Below are 24,730 nucleotides of genomic sequence, written 5' to 3'. Positions count from 1 at the left end.
AAGGCCGCGTAGCGGCCTTTTATCAACTCACGGAGCGTGGCATTTTGCTCACCTGCTGACAGAAATCCCTCGTTTTACACAGAAAATGTGTTCAATTGAGGATATTCTTAGCGTGGCAGCGAGATTTTACGCTCTTTAGATGGGCGGTAGAGCACCAGCGTTTTCCCGATGACCTGTACATTACAGGCACCGGTTTCGCGCACGATGGCTTCCACGATCAAGGTTTTAGTGTCTCTGTCTTCAGAGGCGATTTTCACCTTGATCAGCTCGTGGTGTTCCAGCGCTTGTTCAATCTCGGCAAGCACCCCTTCGGTCAAACCATTGTTGCCAAGCATGACTACAGGCTTGAGCGGATGTGCCAGACCTTTAAGGTGCTGTTTTTGTTTAGTACTCAGATTCATCGTATATTTTTGCTTACGTTGGGATTGAAAACGGTTCATTCTACCGCCATCTCCCTTATATCGCCAAATAGCTGCGTAGAAATTTACGTCAATGGCAAGTAACGATGAACCACGACGGAAATGTTAAATGACAGGTAAAAAGCGTTCTGCCAGCTCCAGCCGCTGGCTCCAGGAACACTTTAGCGATAAATATGTTCAACAGGCGCAGAAAAAAGGGTTACGTTCCCGTGCCTGGTTTAAACTTGATGAAATACAGCAAAGTGACAAACTTTTTAAGCCGGGAATGACGGTTGTCGACCTCGGTGCAGCCCCTGGCGGATGGTCCCAATATGCGGTAACGCAGATCGGCGGTACAGGCCGAATCATCGCATGCGATCTTTTACCAATGGATCCTATTGTCGGTGTGGACTTCCTTCAGGGCGATTTTCGTGATGAATTAGTACTGAAAGCGTTACTTGATCGTGTAGGTGACAGTAAGGTCCAGGTTGTCATGTCGGATATGGCACCAAATATGTGTGGAACACCGGCGGTGGATATTCCCCGCGCCATGTATCTGGTGGAGCTAGCGTTAGAAATGTGTCGTGATGTACTAGCGCCTGGTGGTAGTTTTGTTGTGAAGGTGTTTCAGGGCGAAGGTTTCGAGGAGTATCTTAAGGAAATTCGCTCCCTGTTTGCGAAGGTGAAAGTTCGTAAGCCGGACTCTTCCCGGGCGCGTTCCCGAGAAGTGTATATTGTAGCGACCGGGCGAAAATGATAACCGGGAGATTTCAGACGAAAGTTTGAATGAAACTGGATATAGAGTATCCTGACGCTGTTTTTAACACAGTTGTAATATGAGGTTAATCCCTTGAGTGACATGGCGAAAAACCTAATACTCTGGCTGGTCATTGCCGTTGTGCTGATGTCAGTATTCCAGAGCTTTGGGCCCAGCGAGTCGAATGGCCGCAAGGTGGATTATTCTACCTTCCTGCAAGAGGTCAATCAGGACCAGGTTCGCGAAGCGCGTATCAACGGACGTGAGATCAACGTTACCAAGAAAGATAGTAACCGTTACACGACCTACATCCCGGTGAACGATCCTAAGCTGCTTGATAACCTTCTGACCAAAAACGTCAAAGTGGTAGGCGAGCCGCCAGAAGAACCAAGCCTGCTGGCTTCTATCTTCATCTCCTGGTTCCCGATGCTGCTTCTTATCGGCGTTTGGATCTTCTTTATGCGCCAAATGCAGGGCGGCGGTGGCAAAGGTGCCATGTCGTTCGGTAAGAGCAAGGCGCGTATGCTGACGGAAGACCAGATCAAGACCACGTTTGCTGATGTCGCCGGTTGTGACGAAGCGAAAGAAGAGGTCGGCGAACTGGTTGAATACCTGCGCGAACCGAGCCGTTTCCAGAAGCTGGGCGGTAAGATCCCGAAAGGCGTTCTGATGGTTGGCCCTCCAGGTACCGGTAAAACCCTGCTGGCGAAAGCCATCGCGGGTGAAGCAAAAGTACCGTTCTTTACTATTTCAGGTTCTGACTTCGTAGAAATGTTCGTCGGTGTTGGTGCATCTCGTGTGCGTGACATGTTCGAACAGGCCAAAAAGGCAGCACCGTGTATTATCTTCATCGATGAAATCGACGCCGTAGGCCGCCAGCGTGGCGCAGGTCTGGGCGGTGGTCACGATGAACGTGAACAGACGCTGAACCAGATGCTGGTTGAGATGGACGGCTTTGAAGGCAACGAAGGTATTATCGTCATCGCTGCAACTAACCGTCCTGACGTACTTGACCCAGCGCTGCTTCGTCCAGGCCGTTTCGACCGTCAGGTTGTTGTGGGTCTGCCGGACGTTCGCGGTCGTGAACAGATTCTGAAGGTTCACATGCGTCGCGTACCGCTGGCGCCAGATATCGACGCGGCAATCATTGCGCGTGGTACGCCGGGCTTCTCCGGTGCAGACCTGGCTAACCTGGTCAACGAAGCGGCTCTGTTCGCTGCTCGCGGCAACAAGCGCGTGGTGTCCATGGTGGAATTCGAAAAAGCGAAAGACAAAATCATGATGGGTGCAGAACGTCGCTCCATGGTGATGACGGAAGCGCAGAAAGAGTCCACGGCATACCACGAAGCAGGTCACGCGATTATCGGTCGCCTGGTGCCGGAACACGATCCGGTGCATAAAGTGACGATTATTCCTCGCGGTCGTGCTCTTGGCGTCACCTTCTTCCTGCCTGAAGGCGATGCGATCAGCGCCAGCCGTCAGAAGCTGGAAAGTCAGATTTCAACGCTGTACGGCGGTCGTCTGGCAGAAGAGATTATTTACGGTGCAGAACATGTTTCTACCGGTGCGTCTAACGACATTAAAGTCGCGACTAACCTGGCGCGTAACATGGTCACCCAGTGGGGCTTCTCCGACAAACTCGGTCCGCTGCTGTACGCAGAGGAAGAGGGCGAAGTATTCCTGGGCCGCTCTGTCGCGAAAGCGAAACATATGTCCGATGAAACAGCACGTATCATCGACCAGGAAGTGAAAGCGCTGATCGAACGTAACTACGGTCGTGCTCGTCAGATCCTGAACGACAATATGGATATTCTGCATTCGATGAAAGATGCGCTCATGAAATATGAGACCATCGATGCTCCGCAGATTGACGACCTGATGGCACGCCGCGAAGTGCGTCCGCCAGCGGGCTGGGAAGACCCAGGCGCTTCCAACAATTCTGACAACAATGGCACCCCTCGCGCGCCACGTCCGGTTGATGAACCGCGTACGCCGAACCCGGGTAACACCATGTCAGAACAGTTGGGCGACAAGTAAGTCACTGCTGTTGATGCCATTATCTGTACCCGAAACCCTGGAGCTTGCTCCGGGGTTTTTCTTTTTCGTTAAACCATAAGAATACCAGGGATTTCGCAATGAAACTTTTCGCCCAGGACTCTCATCTCGATCTCTCTCACCCGCACGTGATGGGAATATTGAATGTCACCCCTGACTCCTTCTCTGATGGCGGCACGCATAACACGCTGATCGAAGCGGTTAAGCACGCTAATTTAATGATTAACGCGGGTGCCACCATCATTGATGTCGGGGGCGAGTCGACGCGTCCGGGGGCGGCAGATGTTTCCGTGGAAGAAGAGCTGGCGCGCGTTGTCCCGGTTGTTGAAGCCATCGCTCAGCGTTTCGAAGTCTGGATCTCTGTTGATACCTCCAAGCCTGAAGTGATCCGCGAAGTCGCGAGAGTGGGCGCTCACATTATTAATGATATTCGATCCCTCACCGAGCCGGGCGCGCTGGAAGCCGCCGCAGAAACAGGCCTGCCGGTATGCCTGATGCACATGCAGGGGCAGCCGAAAACCATGCAGGAAGCGCCAAAATATGACGACGTGTTCGCGGACGTTAATCGCTTCTTTATTGAGCATATCGAACGCTGCGAGCGGGCGGGCATTGCAAAAGAGAAATTGCTGCTCGACCCGGGGTTCGGTTTCGGTAAAAATCTCTCCCACAACTATGAGCTGCTTGCGCGCTTATCGGAATTTCATCATTTTGGCCTGCCGCTATTGGTTGGCATGTCGAGAAAATCGATGATTGGGCAATTGTTGAATGTGGGGCCGAGCGAACGTTTGAGCGGTAGCCTGGCGTGTGCGGTGATTGCCGCGATGCAGGGTGCGCACATTATCCGTGTCCATGACGTCAAAGAGACAGTAGAAGCCATGCGTGTGGTTGAAGCCACGCTGGCAGCGAAGGAAAACAAACGCTATGAGTAATCGTAAATATTTTGGTACCGATGGCATCCGTGGGCGCGTGGGCGACGCTCCAATCACTCCTGATTTTGTACTGAAACTGGGCTGGGCGGCGGGCAAGGTGCTGGCGCGTCACGGCTCCCGTAAAATCATTATCGGTAAAGACACCCGTATTTCTGGCTATATGCTGGAGTCCGCGCTGGAAGCAGGTCTTGCCGCCGCAGGCTTATCGGCCTCTTTTACTGGCCCTATGCCAACGCCTGCCGTAGCTTACCTGACTCGCGCCTTCCGTGCGGAAGCCGGGATCGTGATCTCCGCCTCCCATAATCCGTTTTATGATAACGGCATCAAATTCTTCTCCACCGATGGCACCAAACTGCCGGATGACGTTGAAGAAGCCATTGAAGCTGAGATGGAAAAAGAGATCACCTGCGTCGACTCCGCAGAGCTGGGTAAAGCCAGCCGTATCGTGGATGCAGCAGGCCGTTATATCGAGTTCTGCAAAGGGACCTTCCCTAATGAGCTGAGCCTGAGCCATCTTAAAATTGTGGTGGACTGCGCAAACGGCGCGACCTACCACATTGCACCTAACGTGTTCCGCGAGCTGGGCGCAAAAGTGATTACCATTGGCTGCGAACCAGATGGGCTGAACATTAACGAAGAGGTCGGTGCAACGGATGTTCGTGCCCTCCAGGCACGCGTTCTGGCTGAAAAGGCGGATATTGGTATTGCGCTGGACGGCGACGGCGACCGCGTCATCATGGTTGACCATGAAGGCAATAAGGTCGATGGCGATCAGATCCTCTATATCATTGCCCGTGAAGGGCTGCGTCAGGGCCAGCTGCGCGGTGGCGCGGTAGGAACGCTGATGAGCAACATGGGTCTTGAGCTGGCGCTGAAACAGCTCGGCATTCCGTTTGTTCGCGCGAAAGTGGGCGACCGCTATGTGCTGGAAAAACTTCAGGAGAAGGGCTGGCGCATCGGCGCGGAAAACTCCGGCCACATTATCCTGCTCGACAAAACCACGACGGGTGACGGTATTGTCGCCGGGCTTCAGGTGGTCGCGGCGATGGTTCGCAACCACATGAGCCTGCACGATCTGTGCAGCGGTATGAAAATGTTCCCTCAGATCCTGGTTAACGTCCGCTTTACCGACGGAAACGGCGATCCGCTGGAAAATGCAAACGTGAAAGCGGTGATGGCAGAGGTGGAATCTGCGCTGGGCAACCGTGGCCGCGTGCTGCTGCGTAAATCCGGTACTGAGCCGCTAATCCGCGTAATGGTAGAAGGCGAGGATGAAGCGCAGGTAACTGAATTTGCACATCGTATTGCGGATGCCGTTAAAGCTGCATAATCTTGCAGGATAAGTGTTTAAAAAGGCGGCGTTTGCCGCCTTTGTTTTGTGCAAATCATGGCATTTTGATGTTTTTTTCCGCAGTTGATACAATGCACTAAAAATGCCCTTGCGAAGGTCATTCGCTTTGGTTAGTATTCACACCCGCTTCAGTGGGAAACACGAAATCCTGCTAATTGGTCGAAGCATTGGTATGCGGCAAATCCGCAAGGAACAGGTTGATTATGTACGAAGCTCTTTTAGTTATTTTCCTTATTGTAGCCATCGCTCTTGTAGCGCTGATCATGCTGCAACAGGGTAAAGGCGCTGATATGGGAGCCTCCTTCGGAGCAGGCGCTTCCGGTACGCTGTTTGGTTCAAGTGGTTCTGCGAACTTCATGACCCGTACAACTGCGATTCTGGCTACGCTGTTCTTCATCATCAGTCTGGCGCTGGGCAATATCAACAGCAACAAGACCAATAAAGGAAGCGAGTGGGAAAATCTGAGTGCGCCAGCGAAAACTGAGCAGACTACTCAGCCAGCTGCACCGGCTAAGCCGACCAGCGATATCCCGCAGTAAGTATTCAGTACCGAGGTGGTGGAATTGGTAGACACGCTACCTTGAGGTGGTAGTGCCCTAACGGGCTTGTGGGTTCGAGTCCCATCCTCGGTACCAATATTCCAGAAGAAAGACGTCGAAAGACGTCTTTTTTTTCGTCTGTATAAAATCCGTTTTTCGACATTTAGCCCGGTGGCGCTGCGCTTACCGGGCCTACAAAACCAATAAAAAAAGCGCCCATTGGGCGCTTTTTGCATAACTGTTCAGTGATTACTTCTTATCGCTGTGTTCCAGATTTTCAACCTGCGGCAGGCCGTTGCCGGAGTTTGCGGACAGCAGGCCATTCTCAATGTAGTTGAATAGCTTCTCACGCGTGTCGGTAATGTCCAGGTTACGCATGGTCAGCTGACCAATACGATCGTCTGGTGAGAACACGGACTCGCCTTTTTCCATCGTCAGACGTTCTGCTTTATAGGTCAGATTGTCAGACACGGTGTTCAGGATTGAGTAGTCGTTACCGCGACGCAGTTCCAGCGTCACTTCACCGGTGATCGCGCTTGCCACCCAGCGTTGCAGGCCGTCACGCAGCATCAGCGCCTGTGGATCGAACCAGCGGCCCTGATAGAGCAGTTTGCCCAACTGGCGACCGTGAGCGTGATACTGCTCAATGGTGTCTTCATTGTGAATACCGGTCAGCAGACGCTCGTAAGCGATATGCAGCAGCGCCATCCCCGGGGCTTCGTAGATGCCACGGCTTTTCGCTTCGATGATACGGTTTTCAATCTGATCGCTCATGCCCAGGCCGTGACGGCCGCCAATGCGGTTCGCTTCCAGCATCAGCTCGACGTCGTCGGAAAAGGTTTTGCCGTTCAGGGCAACCGGATGGCCGCGTTCAAAACGCACGGTCACTTCTTCGGCCTGAATTTTTACATTCTCGTCCCAGAACTTCACGCCCATGATCGGGTTGACGATTTTCACGCTGGAGTTCAGGAATTCCAGATCTTTCGCTTCGTGCGTCGCGCCCAGCATGTTGGAGTCGGTAGAGTAGGCTTTCTCGACGGACATCTTGTAGTCAAAGCCACAGGCGATCATAAACTCGGACATCTCATGACGACCACCCAGCTCGTCGATGAAGTCGGTATCCAGCCACGGCTTGTAAATCTGCAACTCGGCATTGGTCAGCAGGCCATAGCGATAGAAACGCTCGATATCGTTGCCTTTATAGGTGCTGCCATCGCCCCAGATATTCACGCCATCTTCTTTCATGGCGGCAACCAGCATGGTGCCGGTTACTGCACGGCCCAGCGGGGTGGTATTGAAATAGGTCAGGCCGCCGGTGGTGTTGTGGAAAGCACCGCACTGAATCGCGGCGATGCCCTCTGCAACCAGCTGCTTACGGCAGTCAATCAGACGTGCGTGCTCTGCGCCATACTCCATGGCACGACGAGGGATCGCATCATAATCTTCCTCATCCGGCTGACCCAGGTTCGCAGTATATGCATAAGGAACCGCTCCCTTTTGGCGCATCCACAGCAGTGCAGCGCTGGTATCCAGACCGCCTGAAAAAGCGATGCCTATACGTTGTCCTACCGGAAGATGCTTGAGAATCGTCGTCATAAAATAAAACCCTGCGTGATTGACTGATTAGAGACCGCTTTCGCTCTCGATGCATGTTTATGCAAAATAAGTGAGTATTCATTTAATCATCTTTTGTCGATGACCGAAAGAGACTCCTGCGTTTTTTGTAAAAATTTCCCCGCATTTAACCTGACCCGTTCAGGGTTGACAGGTAGGGTTAACTATCAATATACTGAACGCCGATTTTACGTCCCGTCTTCGGTACCAAATCCCAGCATTATTTGCATTTTCTACCCAAAACGCGTAGAATTTGCCACGTTTCAGGCGCGGGGTGGAGCAGCCTGGTAGCTCGTCGGGCTCATAACCCGAAGGTCGTCGGTTCAAATCCGGCCCCCGCAACCACTTTCCCATAAAGTTCTTTTTCAAATATACTGTGAAGACCTAGAGGCTTCGTAGCTGGATTTGAAAAAATTCTTTCGGAGAGTGCTCCAGGCCACAGTTGTGGCTATAGGGTTCAGTTATCTAAAGCCCCGATTTATCGGGGTTTTTTGTTATCTGACTACAGAATAACTGGGCTTTACGCCCTTTTTTTATGTCTTGGGGGTGGGCTTGTCCACATTAGAGCAAAAATTAACAGAGATGATTACTGCACCGGTCGAAGCACTGGGCTACGAACTGGTCGGCATCGAATTCGTTCGCGGCCGTACATCGACGCTGCGCATCTATATTGATAGTGAAGATGGCATCAATGTTGATGATTGTGCTGATGTCAGCCATCAGGTGAGTGCGGTGATGGACGTTGAAGATCCTATTACCGTTGCCTATAACCTAGAAGTTTCCTCACCTGGCCTCGATCGCCCAATGTTCACGGCCGAGCACTATGTGCGCTTTACCGGTGAAGAAGTGGCTCTCGTTCTGCGAATGGCCGTACAGAACCGCCGTAAATGGCAGGGTATTATTAAAGCCGTTGATGGTGAAATGATCACGGTGACAGTCGAAGGCAAAGATGAAGTGTTCGCGCTGAGTAATATCCAGAAGGCGAACCTGGTTCCCCACTTTTAACAGTCTGGATTGAGGTGAAAAGCCCGCGATGAACAAAGAAATTTTGGCTGTTGTTGAAGCCGTTTCCAACGAGAAATCACTGCCGCGTGAGAAAATTTTCGAAGCGCTGGAAAGTGCCCTGGCTACAGCAACCAAGAAAAAATATGAACAAGAGATCGATGTTCGCGTAGAAATCGATCGTAAAAGCGGTGACTTCGATACATTCCGTCGTTGGGTGATTGTTGAAGAAGTGACTCAACCAACCAAAGAAATCACGCTGGAAGCCGCGCGTTTCGAAGACGAAAGCCTGAACGTGGGCGAGTACGTTGAAGATCAGATTGAATCTGTGACCTTCGACCGTATCACCACTCAGACCGCGAAACAGGTCATCGTACAGAAAGTACGTGAAGCTGAGCGCGCGATGGTTGTCGATCAGTTCCGCGATCAGGAAGGCGAAATCGTCACTGGCGTGGTGAAAAAAGTAAACCGCGACAACATCTCTCTGGAGATCAAATCCGAAGGGCTGGCCGGTAACGCTGAAGCCGTTATCCTGCGTGAAGACATGCTGCCGCGTGAAAACTTCCGTCCAGGTGACCGTATCCGTGGTGTTCTGTACGCTGTGCGTCCAGAAGCGCGTGGTGCTCAACTGTTCGTGACCCGTTCTAAACCAGAAATGCTGGTTGAACTGTTCCGTATCGAAGTGCCGGAAATCGGCGAAGAAGTCATTGAAATTAAAGCAGCTGCTCGCGATCCGGGTTCTCGCGCGAAAATCGCCGTGAAAACCAATGACAAACGTATCGATCCGGTAGGTGCTTGTGTAGGTATGCGTGGCGCGCGTGTTCAGGCGGTTTCGACTGAACTGGGCGGCGAGCGTATCGATATCGTCCTGTGGGACGACAACCCGGCGCAGTTCGTGATCAACGCGATGGCTCCAGCCGACGTCGCATCTATCGTGGTTGACGAAGACAAACACACGATGGATATCGCCGTTGAAGCCGGTAACCTGGCACAGGCTATCGGACGTAACGGCCAGAACGTGCGCCTGGCTTCGCAGCTGAGCGGTTGGGAACTCAACGTGATGACCGTTGATGACCTGCAAGCTAAGCATCAGGCTGAAGCCCATGCGGCGATTGATACCTTTACTAAGTACCTGGACATTGACGAAGATTTTGCCACCGTTCTGGTTGAAGAAGGTTTCTCTACGCTGGAAGAACTGGCCTATGTGCCAATGAAAGAGCTGCTGGAAATTGACGGTCTGGATGAGCCAACCGTTGAAGCCCTGCGTGAACGCGCTAAAAACGCACTGACCACCCTGGCACTGGCTCAGGAAGAAAGCCTTGGCGATAACAAGCCGGCTGATGACCTGCTGAATCTGGAAGGTCTTGATCGTGCGATTGCGTTCAAGCTGGCTGCCCGTGGTGTTTGTACGCTGGAAGATCTCGCTGAACAAGGCGTTGATGACCTGGCTGATATCGAAGGTTTAACCGACGAGAAAGCCGGCGAACTCATCATGGCCGCACGTAATATTTGCTGGTTCGGCGACGAAGCGTAATAAACTGTAGCAGGAAGGAACAGCATGACTGATGTAACTGTAAAATCGTTGGCTGCCGAAATTCAGACCTCTGTGGACCGCCTGGTACAGCAATTTGCTGATGCAGGGATCCCAAAGTCCGCTGATGACTCGGTGACCGCGAACGAAAAACAAACATTGCTGGCGTATCTGAACCGTGAACACGGTTCTACGCCTGACAAACTGACGTTGCAGCGTAAAACGCGTAGCACGTTGAACATTCCTGGTACCGGTGGCAAAAGCAAATCGGTACAAATCGAAGTCCGCAAGACGCGCACCTTTGTAAAACGTGATCCGCAAGAGGCAGAACGCCTTGCCGCGGAAGAGCAGGCACAGCGTGAAGCGGAAGAACAAGCTCAGCGTGAGGCAGAAGCAACTGCCAAGCGTGAAGCAGAATTAAAAGCTGAACGTGAGGCCGCAGAAAAAGCGAAACGCGACGCAAGTGATAAAGTGAAGCGTGACGCTGCGGAAAAAGACAAAGTGAGCAATCAACAGACAGACGAAATGACAAAAACCGCCCAGGCTGAAAAAGCCCGCCGTGAAAATGAAGCTGCCGAGCTGAAGCGTAAAGCGGAAGAAGAAGCCCGCCGTAAGCTGGAAGAAGATGCACGTCGTGTTGCTGAAGAAGCGCGCCGTATGGCAGAAGAGAATGAGAAAAACGGCGTGAATGCCGCTGAGCCGACTGAAGACACCAGCGATTATCACGTCACCACTTCTCAGCACGCGCGTCAGGCTGAAGACGAAAACGACCGTGAGGTTGAAGGTGGCCGTGGTCGTACCCGTACCGCATCTAAAACTGCCCGTCCTCAGAAGAAAGGCAACAAGCACGCTGAATCTAAAGCTGACCGTGAAGAAGCACGTGCAGCGGGTCGCGGTGGCAAAGGCGGCAAGCGTAAAGGTTCCGCTCTGCAACAGGGCTTCCAGAAGCCTGCTCAGGCCGTTAACCGTGACGTTGTGATCGGCGAAACCATCACCGTTGGCGATTTGGCGAACAAGATGGCGGTTAAAGGCTCTCAGGTCATCAAAGCGATGATGAAACTGGGCGCAATGGCAACCATCAACCAGGTCATCGACCAGGAAACCGCACAGCTGGTTGCCGAGGAGATGGGCCACAAAGTTATCCTGCGTCGTGAAAACGAGCTGGAAGAAGCAGTAATGAGCGACCGTGACACCGGCGCTGCGGCTGAACCGCGTGCACCAGTTGTGACCATCATGGGTCACGTTGACCACGGTAAAACCTCTCTGCTTGACTACATTCGTTCTACTAAAGTGGCGTCCGGCGAAGCGGGTGGTATTACCCAGCACATCGGTGCATACCACGTAGAAACCGAAAACGGCATGATCACCTTCCTGGATACTCCAGGCCACGCAGCGTTTACCTCTATGCGTGCTCGTGGTGCTCAGGCAACGGATATCGTTGTTCTGGTTGTTGCAGCAGATGACGGCGTGATGCCGCAGACCATTGAAGCTATCCAGCACGCGAAAGCGGCGCAGGTACCTCTGGTTGTTGCAGTGAACAAAATCGATAAGCCAGAAGCCGATATGGATCGCGTTAAGAACGAACTGTCTCAGTACGGCGTTATGCCGGAAGAGTGGGGCGGCGAAGCGCAGTTCATCCCTGTGTCTGCGAAAGCGGGTACCGGTATTGATGACCTGCTGAACGCTATCCTGCTTCAGGCTGAAGTTCTGGAACTGAAAGCGGTTCGTAAAGGTATGGCGAGCGGTGCGGTAATTGAATCCTTCCTGGATAAAGGTCGTGGTCCGGTTGCAACGGTACTGGTTCGTGAAGGTACGCTGAACAAAGGCGACATCGTTCTGTGTGGTTTCGAATACGGTCGCGTTCGTGCGATGCGTAACGAACTGGGTCAGGAAGTGCTGGAAGCGGGCCCATCCATTCCAGTGGAAATCCTGGGTCTGTCCGGCGTTCCGGCTGCGGGTGACGAAGTGACCGTTGTTCGTGACGAGAAGAAAGCGCGTGAAGTTGCACTGTATCGTCAGGGCAAATTCCGTGAAGTTAAGCTGGCTCGTCAGCAGAAATCTAAACTCGAAAACATGTTTGCCAACATGACCGAAGGCGAAGTTCACGAAGTGAACATCGTTCTGAAGGCCGACGTTCAGGGTTCTGTCGAAGCGATTTCCGATTCCTTGCTGAAACTGTCTACCGACGAAGTGAAAGTGAAGATCATCGGTTCTGGCGTAGGTGGTATCACCGAAACCGACGCAACACTGGCAGCGGCTTCCAACGCTATTCTGGTTGGCTTCAACGTTCGTGCTGATGCTTCCGCGCGTAAAGTTATCGATGCTGAAAGCCTGGATCTGCGTTACTACTCCGTCATCTATAACCTGATCGACGAAGTGAAAGCGGCTATGAGCGGTATGCTGTCTCCAGAGCTGAAACAGCAGATTATCGGTCTGGCTGAAGTGCGTGACGTGTTCAAATCACCGAAATTCGGTGCGATTGCGGGCTGTATGGTTACCGAAGGTAACATCAAGCGTCACAACCCAATCCGCGTACTGCGTGACAACGTGGTTATCTACGAAGGCGAGCTGGAATCCCTGCGCCGCTTCAAAGATGACGTTAACGAAGTCCGTAACGGCATGGAATGTGGTATCGGTGTGAAGAACTACAACGACGTTCGCGTTGGCGATATGATCGAAGTGTTCGAGATCATCGAAATTCAGCGTACCATCGCTTAATCTTCGTCGACTGAAGATTACTGACGTAGGCCGGGTAAGCGAAGCGCCACCCGGCAATAATTTTAAAAAGGGGCTTTAGCCCCTTTTTTGTCTGGAGAATTTATTATGGCGAAAGAATTTGGTCGCCCTCAGCGCGTCGCGCAGGAAATGCAGAAAGAGATCGCACTCATTCTGCAACGTGAAATTAAAGACCCACGCGTGGGCATGATGACCACCGTTTCTGGTGTGGAAATGTCCCGAGATCTGGCTTATGCCAAAGTGTTCGTGACCTTCCTGAACGACCAGGACGAAGCAGCGGTGAAAAACGGCATTAAAGCCTTGCAGGAAGCGTCTGGTTTTATCCGCTCCCTTCTGGGCAAAGCCATGCGCCTGCGTATCGTGCCGGAACTGACCTTCTTCTACGACAACTCGCTGGTAGAAGGTATGCGCATGTCCAACCTGGTGACCAGCGTGGTGAAACATGACGACGAACGTCGTGTTAACCCTGCGGACGACAGCAAGGAGGACTGATGAGTCGTCCTCGTCGTCGCGGTCGCGACGTGCATGGTGTTTTGCTGCTGGATAAACCACAAGGCGCATCCAGCAACGACGTATTGCAGAAAGTGAAGCGTCTTTATAACGCTAACCGTGCGGGTCACACGGGCGCACTGGATCCCCTGGCGACCGGTATGCTGCCGGTTTGCCTGGGCGAAGCCACCAAGTTTTCTCAGTATCTGCTGGACTCTGATAAGCGTTATCGTGTGATAGCGAAACTTGGGCAGCGCACGGACACTTCCGATGCGGATGGTCAGGTTGTCGAAGAGCGTCCGGTTGCCTTTAGCGCAGAGCAGCTTGATGCCGCGCTCGAAAGCTTCCGTGGCGATACGATGCAGATCCCGTCGATGTATTCAGCGCTGAAATATCAGGGCAAGAAACTCTACGAATATGCGCGTCAGGGCATTGACGTACCGCGCGAGGCACGCCCGATTACGGTGTATGAACTCCTCTTTATTCGCCACGAAGGCGATGAGCTGGAGCTGGAAGTACACTGCTCAAAAGGCACCTATATTCGTACTATTATTGACGACCTCGGTGAAAAGCTGGGCTGTGGCGCGCACGTCGTTTACCTGCGTCGCCTCGCGGTCAGTAAATATCCGGTTGAGCGTATGGTCACGCTGGAACATCTTCAGTCGCTGGTTGAACAGGCCGAGCAGCAGGGTATTTCTCCTGCGGAGCTGCTTGATCCCCTGCTGATGCCAATGGACAGCCCTGCTGCGGATTTCCCCCTCGTTAATCTGCCGTTAACCTCTTCCGTGTATTTTAAAAACGGGAATCCGGTTCGCACGTCGGATGGCCCGCTGAGTGGACTTGTGCGCGTGACCGAAGGTGACGAAGAAAAGTTCATCGGCATGGGCGAAATGGACGGTGAGGGCCGCGTTGCGCCGCGCCGTCTGGTGGTTGAATATCCTGCTTAACGGCTTGCCTTGCGGTATGCAAGGTAGACGAGTAGAATATCGCCGCTTAACGTCTGGCAATTTGTTTAACATTTTGCGAGGCGTACATGGGATTGCTGAATTAGAGATCGGCATCCTTACATTCTTTATATTTTGGAGTTTTAAAATGTCTCTAAGCGTTGAAGCTAAAGCTAAAATCGTTTCTGAGTTTGGTCGTGGTACTAACGACAGCGGTTCTACCGAAGTTCAGGTTGCACTGCTGACTGCACAGATTAACCACCTGCAAGGTCACTTTGCAGAGCACAAAAAAGATCACCACAGCCGTCGTGGTCTGCTGCGCATGGTTTCTCAGCGTCGTAAACTGCTCGACTACCTGAAACGTAAAGATGTTGCACGCTACACCTCGCTGATCGAGCGTCTGGGTCTGCGTCGCTAAGTCTTGCGAGTTTCAGAAAAGGGGGCCTGATGGCCCCTTTTTTCAACCAGACGGCAGCAATTCACTGGAAACTATTGTATTGTTGCTATAAATGATCTTCATTGCAGAGGTTCGCGCGGCTAATGAGAGGCTTCACCCATGGGGGTGTCGGTTGTCATTAGTCGCGAGGATGCGAAGAAGATCGGGTTAAACCGTCAGTACACTAACGTGTGCTGTCAAACATTTAAGAAAGGACAGAACTTTGCTGAATCCGATCGTTCGTAAATTCCAGTATGGTCAGCACACCGTCACGCTGGAAACCGGCATGATGGCGCGTCAGGCTACTGCTGCCGTTATGGTAAGCATGGATGACACTGCGGTATTCGTTACCGTTGTTGGCCAGAAAAAAGCAAAACCAGGTCAGGACTTCTTCCCGCTGACCGTTAACTACCAGGAGCGTACTTACGCTGCCGGTAAAATCCCTGGTGGTTTCTTCCGTCGTGAAGGCCGCCCAAGCGAAGGCGAAACCCTGATTGCGCGTCTGATTGACCGCCCGGTTCGTCCGCTGTTCCCGGAAGGCTTCGTAAACGAAGTACAGGTTATCGCTACCGTTGTTTCCGTTAACCCACAGGTTAACCCGGACATCGTGGCAATGATCGGCGCATCTGCTGCGCTGTCCCTGTCCGGTATTCCATTCAATGGCCCAATCGGTGCTGCGCGCGTAGGTTACATCAACGACCAGTACGTGCTGAACCCAACTCAGGAAGAGCTGAAAGAGAGTAAGCTGGACCTGGTTGTTGCCGGTACTGAAGCTGCGGTTCTGATGGTTGAATCCGAAGCTGAACTGCTGAGCGAAGATCAGATGCTAGGCGCTGTGGTGTTCGGCCACGACCAGCAGCAGATCGTTATCCAGAACATCAACGATTTGGTGAAAGAAGCCGGTAAACCACGCTGGGACTGGCAGCCTGAAGCAGTGAACGACGCGCTGAATGCACGCGTTGCTGCGCTGGCTGAATCTCGTCTGAGCGATGCTTACCGCATCACTGACAAACAAGAGCGTTACGCTCAGGTTGACGTGATCAAGTCTGAAACTATCGCGACGCTGGTTGCAGAAGACGAAACCCTGGACGCTAACGAACTGGGTGAAATCCTGCACGCAATCGAGAAAAACGTTGTTCGTAGCCGCGTACTGGCTGGCGAACCACGTATCGATGGTCGTGAAAAAGACATGATCCGTGGTCTGGACGTTCGTACTGGCGTTCTGCCACGTACTCACGGTTCCGCGCTGTTCACCCGTGGCGAAACTCAGGCGCTGGTAACAGCAACGCTGGGTACTGCACGTGACGCACAGAACATCGATGAACTGATGGGCGAGCGCACTGACAGCTTCCTGTTCCACTATAACTTCCCTCCGTACTCCGTAGGTGAGACCGGTATGGTTGGCTCGCCGAAGCGTCGTGAAATTGGTCACGGTCGTCTGGCGAAGCGCGGCGTGCTGGCAGTTATGCCGGAAGCTGATAAATTCCCGTACACCGTTCGCGTGGTTTCTGAAATCACCGAATCTAACGGTTCTTCTTCTATGGCTTCCGTGTGTGGCGCATCTCTGGCGCTGATGGATGCAGGCGTGCCGATCAAAGCCGCTGTTGCGGGTATCGCAATGGGTCTGGTGAAGGAAGGCGACAACTTTGTTGTTCTGTCTGACATTCTGGGCGATGAAGATCACCTGGGCGATATGGACTTCAAAGTCGCGGGTTCCCGCGAAGGTATCTCTGCATTGCAGATGGATATCAAAATTGAAGGTATCACCAAAGAGATCATGCAGGTTGCTCTGAACCAGGCTAAAGGTGCGCGTCTGCATATCCTGGGCGTGATGGAACAGGCGATTAACGCGCCGCGTGGCGACATCTCTCAGTTCGCACCACGTATCCACACCATCAAGATCAATCCAGACAAGATCAAAGATGTTATCGGTAAGGGCGGTTCTGTTATCCGTGCCCTGACTGAAGAGACTGGCACCACTATCGAAATCGAAGATGACGGTACTGTGAAGATCGCAGCAACCGACGGCGAGAAAGCGAAATTCGCTATCCGTCGTATCGAAGAGATCACTGCGGAAATCGAAGTGGGCCGTATCTATGCAGGTAAAGTGACTCGTATCGTTGACTTTGGCGCGTTCGTTGCCATCGGTGGCGGTAAAGAAGGTCTGGTACACATCTCTCAGATCGCTGACAAGCGCGTTGAGAAAGTGACCGACTACCTGCAAATGGGTCAGGAAGTCCCGGTTAAAGTTCTGGAAGTTGACCGCCAGGGCCGTATCCGTCTGAGCATCAAAGAAGCAACCGAGCAGTCTCAGCCAGCTGCCGCGCCGGAAGCACCGGCCGCAGAACAGCAGGGCGAGTAAGTTGCCATTTGCCCTCCGCTTAAGCGGAGGGCCTATTATCAGGCAGGACGCCTTGTTAAGCCGCCGGGGGACAGGACGTTCATCCAATAGTTGTCTTCGGGAGTGGGAAATGAAGCCTTTTTTGCGCTGGTGTTTCGTTGCGACAGCTTTAACGCTGGCAGGATGCAGCAACTCTGCCTGGCGTAAGAGCGAAGTCCTCGCAGTGCCATTGCAACCGACTTTGCAGCAGGAAGTGATTCTGGCACGCATGGAACAAATTCTTGCCAGTCGGGCTTTAACCGATGACGAACGCGCACAGCTTTTATATGAGCGCGGAGTGTTGTATGATAGTCTCGGTCTGAGGGCATTGGCGCGAAATGATTTCTCACAAGCGCTGGCAATCCGACCTGATATGCCTGAAGTATTCAATTACTTAGGCATTTATTTAACGCAGGCAGGCAATTTTGATGCTGCCTATGAAGCGTTTGATTCTGTACTTGAGCTTGATCCAACTTACAACTACGCGCACTTGAATCGCGGTATCGCATTGTATTACGGCGGTCGCGACAAGTTAGCGCAAGATGATCTGCTGGCGTTTTATCAAGACGATCCTAATGATCCTTTCCGTAGCCTGTGGCTTTACATCGTTGAGCAGAAGCTCGATGCGAAGCAGGCAAAAGAGGCGTTAAAGCAACGTTTCGACAAGTCGGACAAGGAACAATGGGGATGGAATATTGTCGAGTTCTACCTGGGTAACATTAGCGAAGCAACGCTGATGGACAGACTCAAGGCAGACGCAACGGATAACACCTCGCTCGCTGAGCATCTCAGTGAAACCAACTTCTATTTAGGTAAGTACTACCTAAGTCTGGGGGATATGGACAGCGCCACGGCACTGTTCAAATTAGCGGTTGCTAACAACGTACACAATTTCGTTGAGCACCGTTATGCATTGTTGGAATTATCGCTCTTGGGCCAGGAGCAAGACGACCTGGCAGAATCGGACCAGCAATAGCTGACGACATAAACATCAGCCCGTAATCTTTTGATTGCCATCACCTTAACTGGTGAGGGCGTTGTTGTTCGTCAATACACCTACTTTGAGCCGGTTCACACTTTTCAATGAAAATTGCTAATCATTTTCACGATGAGCTAAGTAGACTGGCCGCCATTAATATCGAGGCACTTGTACTACATGGCTGAATTCGAAACCACTTTTGCAGATCTGGGCCTGAAGGCTCCTATCCTTGAAGCCCTTAACGATCTGGGTTACGAAAAACCATCTCCGATCCAGGCTGAGTGTATCCCACACCTGCTTTCTGGTCGTGACGTGCTGGGCATGGCCCAGACTGGTAGCGGTAAAACTGCGGCGTTCTCGCTGCCGCTGCTGAACAACATAGATCCGGACCTGCGCGCACCGCAGATCCTCGTCCTGGCTCCAACCCGTGAACTGGCTGTTCAGGTTGCTGAAGCAATGACGGAATTCTCTAAACATATGCGCGGCGTAAACGTGGTTGCCCTTTACGGCGGCCAGCGTTATGACGTGCAGTTACGCGCCCTGCGCCAGGGTCCTCAGATTGTCGTCGGTACGCCGGGCCGTCTGCTGGATCACCTGAAGCGCGGTACTCTTGATCTCTCTAAACTGAGCGGTCTGGTACTGGATGAAGCAGATGAAATGCTGCGTATGGGCTTCATCGAAGACGTAGAAACCATTATGGCGCAGATCCCGGAAGGTCATCAGACCGCTCTGTTCTCTGCCACCATGCCAGAAGCTATTCGTCGCATTACCCGTCGCTTCATGAAAGAGCCGCAGGAAGTGCGCATTCAGTCCAGCGTAACCACTCGCCCGGACATCAGCCAGAGCTACTGGTCTGTTTACGGTATGCGTAAAAACGAAGCGCTGGTGCGTTTCCTGGAAGCAGAAGATTTTGATGCGGCGATTATCTTCGTTCGTACCAAAAACGCGACGCTGGAAGTGGCTGAAGCCCTGGAGCGTAGCGGCTACAACAGCGCAGCGCTGAACGGCGACATGAACCAGGCGCTGCGTGAGCAGACTCTGGAACGTCTGAAAGACGGTCGTCTGGATATTCTGATTGCAACCGACGTGGCAGCACGTGGTCTGGACGTTGAGCGTATCAGCCTGGTTGTTAACTACGATATCCCAATGGATTCCGAGTCTTACGTTCACCGTATCGGCCGTACCGGTCGTGCGGGTCGTGCTGGCCGTGCGCTGCTGTTCGTTGAGAACCGCGAGCGTCGTCTGTTGCGTAACATTGAACGCACCATGAAGCTGACCATTCCAGAAGCCGATCTGCCAAACGCAGACCTGCTGGGCAAACGCCGCCTGGAAAAATTCGCCGCTAAAGTCCAGCAGCAGCTGGAAAGCAGCGATCTGGATCAGTACCGCGCGCTGCTGTCGCAGATCCAGCCTACCGCTGAAGGCGAAGAGCTGGATATGGAAACTCTGGCCGCAGCACTGCTGAAAATGGCTCAGGGCGAACGTTCTCTGATCGTTCCACCAGATGCGCCGATGCGTCCTAAGCGTGAGTTCCGTGACCGTGACGATCGTTTTGAACGTCGTGGCGACCGTAACGATCGTGGTCCACGTGGTGACCGTCCGGAGCGTGGTGGTGAAGACCGTCCACGTCGTGAGCGTCGTGACGCTGGCGAAATGGAACTGTACCGCATTGAAGTGGGCCGTGATGATGGCGTTGAAGTGCGTCACATCGTTGGCGCGATCGCTAACGAAGGCGACATCAGCAGCCGTTACATCGGTAACATCAAGCTGTTCGGTTCTCACTCAACTATCGAGCTGCCAAAAGGTATGCCGGGCGAAGTGCTTCAGCACTTTACTCGTACCCGCATCCTGAACAAGCCGATGAACATGCAGCTGCTGGGTGATGCACAGCCGCGTGAGCGTGGCGAACGTCGCGGTGGCGATCGTCCAGCGGGCGAGCGCCGTAGCTTCGGTGGCGGTGAGCGTCGTGAAGGCGGTCGCGGTCCTCGTCGTGAAGGCGGCGCGCCAGGCGCAGGTCGCTTCAGCGGTGAACGTCGTGAAAGCCGTGGCCCACGCCGCGAAGAAGGCGCAAGCCGTCGTCGTTTCGGTGACGCGTAAGCCTCACGCTTCTGACGTAAAGTAAAATATACAGCCCCGATAAACACTATCGGGGCTTTTTTTATTCCTTTTGTACTCTTGTACTGGTACAGTGCTGCACATTATAGTGCGGTACCAATATTATTGACTGGAGACATGGCTGTATGGCGACACTAACCACCACACAAACGTCACCCTCGCTGCTCGGCGGCGTGGTGATCATCGGCGGTACTATCATTGGTGCGGGGATGTTCTCCCTGCCGGTGGTGATGTCCGGTGCGTGGTTCTTCTGGTCGCTGGCGGCGCTGGTCTTCACCTGGTTCTGTATGCTGCATTCCGGGCTGATGATCCTCGAAGCTAACCTGAACTACCGCATTGGTTCCAGCTTCGACACCATTACCAAAGACCTGCTTGGTAAAGGCTGGAACCTGGTCAACGGTCTTTCCATTGCGTTTGTGCTGTACATCCTCACCTACGCCTATATTTCCGCGAGCGGGTCAATTCTGCATCACACCTTCTCGGAGATGTCGCTGAACGTTCCGGCAAGGGCGGCGGGGCTGTGCTTCGCGCTCGGCGTGGCGTTTATCGTCTGGATGAGCACCAAAGCGGTGAGCCGCATGACGGCAATCGTGCTGGGCGCGAAGGTGATCACCTTCTTCCTGACCTTCGGCAGCCTGCTGGGGCACGTGACGCCCGCCACGCTGTTTAACGTGGCTGAAGTGAACACGTCCTACACGCCGTATCTGCTGATGACGCTGCCGTTCTGCCTGGCGTCGTTTGGCTATCACGGCAACGTGCCGAGCCTGATGAAGTATTACGGTAAAGATCCGCGCACCATCGTCAAATGCCTGGTCTACGGCACGCTGCTGGCGCTGGGGCTGTATGTGGTTTGGCTGCTGGGGACGATGGGCAACATCCCGCGTTCGGAATTTATCGGCATTGCGCAGAAGGGCGGCAATATTGATGTGCTGGTGCAGGCGCTGAGCGGCGTGCTTAACAGCCGCAGCCTAGATCTGCTGCTGGTGGTGTTCTCCAACTTTGCGGTGGCGAGTTCGTTCCTCGGCGTGACGCTGGGCCTGTTCGACTACCTGGCGGATCTGTTTGGGTTTGATGATTCCGCGATGGGGCGTTTCAAGACCGCGCTGCTGACCTTCCTGCCGCCGATTGTCGGTGGCCTGCTGTGGCCGAACGGTTTCCTGTACGCCATCGGCTATGCAGGGCTGGCAGCGACCATCTGGGCGGCGATTGTTCCGGCGCTGCTGGCACGTAAATCACGTAAACGCTTCGGCAGCCCGACATTCCGCGTCTGGGGCGGGAAGCCGATGATTGCGCTGATTCTGGTGTTTGGCGTGGGTAACGCGCTGGTGCATGTGCTGTCGAGCTTTAATCTGTTGCCTGTATATCAGTAATGCGTGCGGCCCGATCCCCTCACCCCAGCCCTCTCCCAAAGGGAGAGGGAGAGAACGGTAGGCCGCTACCCCACCAGCTCCTCTTTCACCTGCATCGCTAAATCAAACGAGTGCAGGCGCGCCTGATGATCAAAAATCTGGCCGTTAACCATAATCTCGTCCGCCTGGGTTTCGCGCAGTATCGCCTCCAGGCCGTGACGCACCTTCGCTTTATCCCCCACCAGCGACATACTCAGCGCCTGCTGCACGCCGTACTGCTCTGAGGCAGACCACAGCTGGTGCATATTCTCCACCGGCGGCGGGAGCTGGCCGGTTTCCCCGCGACGCAGCTTGACGAATGCCTGCTGCATTGAGGTAAACAGGAATTCAGCGTCGCGGTTGCTGTCGGCGGCAACAATGTTGATACACACCATCGCGTACGGTTTCTCCAGACGCGCCGACGGTTTGAAGTGGGTGCGATACAGATGCAGCGCCTGATGCAGCATATCCGGGGCGAAGTGCGAGGCGAACGCAAACGGCAGGCCGAGCTGCGCCGCCAGCTGGGCGCTGTACAGGCTTGAGCCGAGCAGCCAGACCGGGATTTTCTCGCCGTAGCCCGGCACCGGGCGCACGTGCGGGTTCGGATCGCGGGCGTCGAACCAGTCCACCAGCTCGGCCACGTCGCGCGGGAAGTTGTCGATATCGCCGCTCATGTGGCGACGCAGGGCGCGCATGGTCTGCTGATCGCTGCCCGGCGCACGTCCCAGACCCAGATCGATACGGCCAGGGAAGAGCGTGTTCAGCGTGCCAAACTGCTCGGCGATCACCAGCGGGGCGTGGTTAGGCAGCATCACGCCGCCGGAGCCGAGGTGCAGGGTGGTGGTGTTTGCTGCCAGATAGCCAATCAGCACCGAGGTCGCGGCGCTGGCGATCCCCACCATATTGTGGTGCTCCGCCAGCCAGTAGCGGTGATAGCCACGCTTTTCAGCCAGCTGAGCAAGTGCGAGAGAGTGAGAGAAGGCTTCTCGCGCGGAGGAGCCTTGTGGGATCGGCGCCAGATCCAGCACCGAAAACGGAATGGTTTTATCAGTCATAACAGCTCACTTTGTCGACGGTAATCTTTAATACTGCATTAAAGTTTACTAACCGTTGTTAACAAAGTGAGCTTTTTTTAGGCCTGAAGCTCCAGCCCTGCGAGCCGTTTCCAGTAGCCGTTACAGTCGCTGTTCGCCTTCAGCGGCAGAGGCGAGGCCCCGTTTTCGTTGGCGCGGAAGGCGTCGAGCATCGCAAAGACGCTGGTGTCCAGCGGCGACAGGCGCACCATATCCACTAACCCGTGCATAGAAGCCAGCTCGTTGCCGAGGTTATAGACGTAGCCGCTCATGGTCTGGATGCCGTTCAGGACAAACACCTGCTGATTTTCCTGAGAGAGCATACTGCGCCCGTTTGGATATTTAATGCAGCAGGTCTCGCACTCGTCTTTTGGCCGGTCTTCCGAGCGGGCGGTAAAGCAGCGGGCGGAATAGGCCAGCGGCAGATGGCCGTAGCTCAGCACTTCGACCTCAAACTGGTTGCGAATGCCCAGCTCGTCGCACTGGTTCAGCAGGTTCGCCAGCCAGTCGCGGGAAAGCTCGACCGGCATACACCAGCGCGTCATGCCCTGTTTGAGCAGCAGGCGCAGGGTCACGGCGTTGTAGCAGTTGAGGGCGTGTCCGGCGACAAACGGCAGCTTGCGCTCGGCGCACAGGTTCACCACGCCCAGGTCGCTGGCCTCCAGCAGGAATTCACCGTTATCCACGTAGCGCTTCAGCTCGCCGAGTTCGGACGACGCCTGCACCAGCGCGAGGGTGGACAGCACCACCTGCTTGCCGCTGCCCGCCAGGCTTTTGGCCATATCCAGCCAGTCGCCCACTTTGGTGGCACGGCGCTTGCTGCACACCGCTTCGCCGAGGTAAATCACATCGGCGCTGCTTGTCGCCGCCTGCTGATAAAAATCTTCCAGCGTCTCTTTTGGCCAGTAGTACAGCACCGGCCCTAATGAATATTTCATGGTCTTCTCACTGCCATTTACGGTGATACGCGCCAAGCGTGGTCTGCGTGCCTTCGGACATTGCGCCCAGCGTGTCCATCCAGGCGGGCTGCGGCGCGTAGTGTTGCGGGTCCGCCATGCAGCAGTCGATGGCCTGACGCCAGACTTTCGCCACCTGGCTCACGTAGGCCGGGCTGCGCTGGCGACCTTCGATTTTCACGGAGGCAATATTGGCGGCCAGCAGCTCCGGCAGAAGCTCCAGCGTGTTGAGGCTGGTCGGCTCTTCCAGCGCGTGATAACGCTCGCCCTCCACCAGATAACGGCCTTTGCACAGGGTTGGATAACCCGCGTTTTCGCCATCCTGATAGCGGTCGATCAGCACGTCGTTCAGGCGAGACTCCAGCCCCTGCGGGGTTTGCTGCCAGCGCACGAAGCGGGCAGGGGAGCAGGCGCCCACGGTGTTAGGGGATTCACCGGTTAAATAAGAGGAGAGATAGCAGCGCCCCTCGGCCATGATGCACAGGCTGCCGAAGGCAAAAACTTCCAGCGGCACTGGCGTGACGCGGGCGAGTTGCTTAACCTGATGAATAGACAGCACGCGCGGCAATACCACGCGGGCCACGTCGAAGTGACGATGGTAAAAACGAACCGCCTCTTCGTTAGTGGCGGATGCCTGAACAGAGACATGACGCTCAATATGCGGATAGCGTTCTGCTGCATACTCAAGCATCGCAAGGTCGGCCAGGATCAGCGCGTCGGCGCCCAGCTGTGCCGCCATATCTACCGCGCGCTGCCAGCGGGCGTAGCCGTCAGGATGGGCAAAGGTGTTGATGGCAATATGCAGCTTGCGGCGGTGCTGGTGAACGAAGTTAACGGCTTCCTGAAGCTTCTTCTCCGTAAAGTTAAGGCCAGCAAAATGGCGGGCGTTGGTGTCATCTTTCAGCCCGATGTAGACCGCGTCGGCCCCATTTTCGATGGCCGCCTTAAGCGCCGGAAGGTTTCCGGCAGGGCAGAGCAGCTCCATAATTTATCCTGATCATGTCGATCGCAGCGATCGCAAAATTGTTAACGAGCTGGGATTTTAATTAACCCATACG

Annotated in this window: 21 protein-coding genes and 2 tRNA genes; 18 read left to right on the top strand and 5 right to left on the bottom strand. The window is 54.1% G+C overall.

The window, feature by feature from the left end; translation table 11 throughout:
• Positions 1–107 precede the first annotated feature (107 nt).
• Positions 108–401, bottom strand: coding sequence for a ribosome assembly RNA-binding protein YhbY (gene yhbY / locus ACSVHP_RS12650; protein ID WP_032614629.1), 294 nt, complete (start codon positions 399–401; stop codon positions 108–110).
• 127 nt (positions 402–528) lie between these two features.
• Between yhbY and rlmE the strand changes: the two genes are divergently transcribed.
• From rlmE to ACSVHP_RS12620, 6 genes are all read left to right on the top strand, one after another.
• Positions 529–1,155: a 23S rRNA (uridine(2552)-2'-O)-methyltransferase RlmE gene (gene rlmE, locus ACSVHP_RS12645; protein WP_003861812.1), complete on the top strand. Its 627-nt coding sequence runs from the start codon at positions 529–531 to the stop codon at positions 1,153–1,155.
• A 102-nt stretch (positions 1,156–1,257) separates the two neighbouring features.
• Positions 1,258–3,192, top strand: coding sequence for an ATP-dependent zinc metalloprotease FtsH (ftsH, locus tag ACSVHP_RS12640; RefSeq protein WP_014833437.1), 1,935 nt, complete (start codon positions 1,258–1,260; stop codon positions 3,190–3,192).
• A 98-nt stretch (positions 3,193–3,290) separates the two neighbouring features.
• Entirely contained in the window at positions 3,291–4,139 is an 849-nt protein-coding gene (gene folP, locus ACSVHP_RS12635; protein ID WP_447552092.1) for a dihydropteroate synthase, read from the top strand.
• Positions 4,132–5,469: a phosphoglucosamine mutase gene (glmM, locus tag ACSVHP_RS12630; RefSeq protein ID WP_234673268.1), complete on the top strand. Its 1,338-nt coding sequence runs from the start codon at positions 4,132–4,134 to the stop codon at positions 5,467–5,469. Before folP ends, glmM begins: the two co-directional genes overlap by 8 nt.
• Positions 5,470–5,693: 224 nt before the next feature.
• Entirely contained in the window at positions 5,694–6,029 is a 336-nt protein-coding gene (secG, locus tag ACSVHP_RS12625; protein WP_234673266.1) for a preprotein translocase subunit SecG, read from the top strand.
• Between the two features lie 9 nt (positions 6,030–6,038).
• Positions 6,039–6,125: transfer RNA gene (locus ACSVHP_RS12620), tRNA-Leu, on the top strand.
• Positions 6,126–6,278: 153 nt separating this feature from the next.
• Here ACSVHP_RS12620 and argG read toward each other — a convergent pair.
• Positions 6,279–7,625 carry an argininosuccinate synthase gene (gene argG, locus ACSVHP_RS12615; RefSeq protein ID WP_447552091.1) on the bottom strand — a complete coding sequence of 449 codons (1,347 nt, stop codon included), beginning with the start codon at positions 7,623–7,625 and terminating at the stop codon, positions 6,279–6,281.
• Positions 7,626–7,911: 286 nt separating this feature from the next.
• Here argG and ACSVHP_RS12610 point away from each other — a divergent pair.
• From ACSVHP_RS12610 to mtr, 12 genes are all read left to right on the top strand, one after another.
• Positions 7,912–7,988, top strand: a tRNA-Met gene (locus ACSVHP_RS12610).
• 207 nt (positions 7,989–8,195) lie between these two features.
• Positions 8,196–8,648, top strand: a complete 453-nt coding sequence (rimP, locus tag ACSVHP_RS12605) for a ribosome maturation factor RimP (RefSeq protein ID WP_014071903.1) — start codon at positions 8,196–8,198, stop codon at positions 8,646–8,648.
• 28 nt (positions 8,649–8,676) lie between these two features.
• Positions 8,677–10,179, top strand: coding sequence for a transcription termination factor NusA (gene nusA, locus ACSVHP_RS12600; RefSeq protein WP_234673261.1), 1,503 nt, complete (start codon positions 8,677–8,679; stop codon positions 10,177–10,179).
• Between the two features lie 24 nt (positions 10,180–10,203).
• The gene (gene infB / locus ACSVHP_RS12595; protein WP_417312694.1) at positions 10,204–12,894 is read left to right on the top strand and encodes a translation initiation factor IF-2; all 2,691 of its coding nucleotides are present in this window, start codon (positions 10,204–10,206) and stop codon (positions 12,892–12,894) included.
• 105 nt (positions 12,895–12,999) lie between these two features.
• Positions 13,000–13,404: a 30S ribosome-binding factor RbfA gene (rbfA, locus tag ACSVHP_RS12590; protein ID WP_003024988.1), complete on the top strand. Its 405-nt coding sequence runs from the start codon at positions 13,000–13,002 to the stop codon at positions 13,402–13,404.
• On the top strand, positions 13,404–14,348 hold the full coding sequence (truB, locus tag ACSVHP_RS12585) for a tRNA pseudouridine(55) synthase TruB (protein WP_447552090.1): 945 nt from the start codon (positions 13,404–13,406) through the stop codon (positions 14,346–14,348). The genes rbfA and truB overlap by 1 nt, the downstream gene beginning before the upstream one ends.
• Before the next feature lie 145 nt (positions 14,349–14,493).
• The gene (gene rpsO / locus ACSVHP_RS12580) at positions 14,494–14,763 is read left to right on the top strand and encodes a 30S ribosomal protein S15 (protein ID WP_002434239.1); all 270 of its coding nucleotides are present in this window, start codon (positions 14,494–14,496) and stop codon (positions 14,761–14,763) included.
• A 241-nt stretch (positions 14,764–15,004) separates the two neighbouring features.
• A complete protein-coding gene (pnp, locus tag ACSVHP_RS12575; RefSeq protein WP_234673255.1) occupies positions 15,005–17,143 on the top strand; it encodes a polyribonucleotide nucleotidyltransferase in 2,139 nt (712 codons plus the stop codon).
• Positions 17,144–17,252: 109 nt separating this feature from the next.
• On the top strand, positions 17,253–18,137 hold the full coding sequence (gene nlpI, locus ACSVHP_RS12570; protein ID WP_234673253.1) for a lipoprotein NlpI: 885 nt from the start codon (positions 17,253–17,255) through the stop codon (positions 18,135–18,137).
• Positions 18,138–18,244: 107 nt separating this feature from the next.
• Positions 18,245–18,325, top strand: coding sequence for a protein YrbN (gene yrbN, locus ACSVHP_RS12565; protein WP_097397692.1), 81 nt, complete (start codon positions 18,245–18,247; stop codon positions 18,323–18,325).
• Positions 18,318–20,237 (top strand): DEAD/DEAH family ATP-dependent RNA helicase, encoded by a 1,920-nt coding sequence (locus ACSVHP_RS12560; protein ID WP_447552089.1) that lies wholly within the window; start codon positions 18,318–18,320, stop codon positions 20,235–20,237. Before yrbN ends, ACSVHP_RS12560 begins: the two co-directional genes overlap by 8 nt.
• 143 nt (positions 20,238–20,380) lie before the next feature.
• Entirely contained in the window at positions 20,381–21,625 is a 1,245-nt protein-coding gene (gene mtr, locus ACSVHP_RS12555) for a tryptophan permease (protein WP_447552088.1), read from the top strand.
• A 65-nt stretch (positions 21,626–21,690) separates the two neighbouring features.
• Here mtr and ACSVHP_RS12550 read toward each other — a convergent pair whose 3' ends face one another.
• From ACSVHP_RS12550 to ubiU, 3 genes are all read right to left on the bottom strand, one after another.
• Positions 21,691–22,698, bottom strand: a complete 1,008-nt coding sequence (locus tag ACSVHP_RS12550) for a luciferase-like monooxygenase (RefSeq protein ID WP_447552087.1) — start codon at positions 22,696–22,698, stop codon at positions 21,691–21,693.
• 77 nt (positions 22,699–22,775) lie between these two features.
• A complete protein-coding gene (locus ACSVHP_RS12545; protein ID WP_447552086.1) occupies positions 22,776–23,654 on the bottom strand; it encodes a U32 family peptidase in 879 nt (292 codons plus the stop codon).
• Positions 23,655–23,661: 7 nt separating this feature from the next.
• Positions 23,662–24,657: a ubiquinone anaerobic biosynthesis protein UbiU gene (gene ubiU / locus ACSVHP_RS12540; RefSeq protein ID WP_447552085.1), complete on the bottom strand. Its 996-nt coding sequence runs from the start codon at positions 24,655–24,657 to the stop codon at positions 23,662–23,664.
• Positions 24,658–24,730 lie beyond the last annotated feature (73 nt).

It is taken from the genome of Enterobacter sp. 186315 (genome assembly GCF_053290175.1).
Note: the sequence above shows the minus strand (reverse complement) of the source record. Positions and strands in the feature narration are given on the sequence as shown.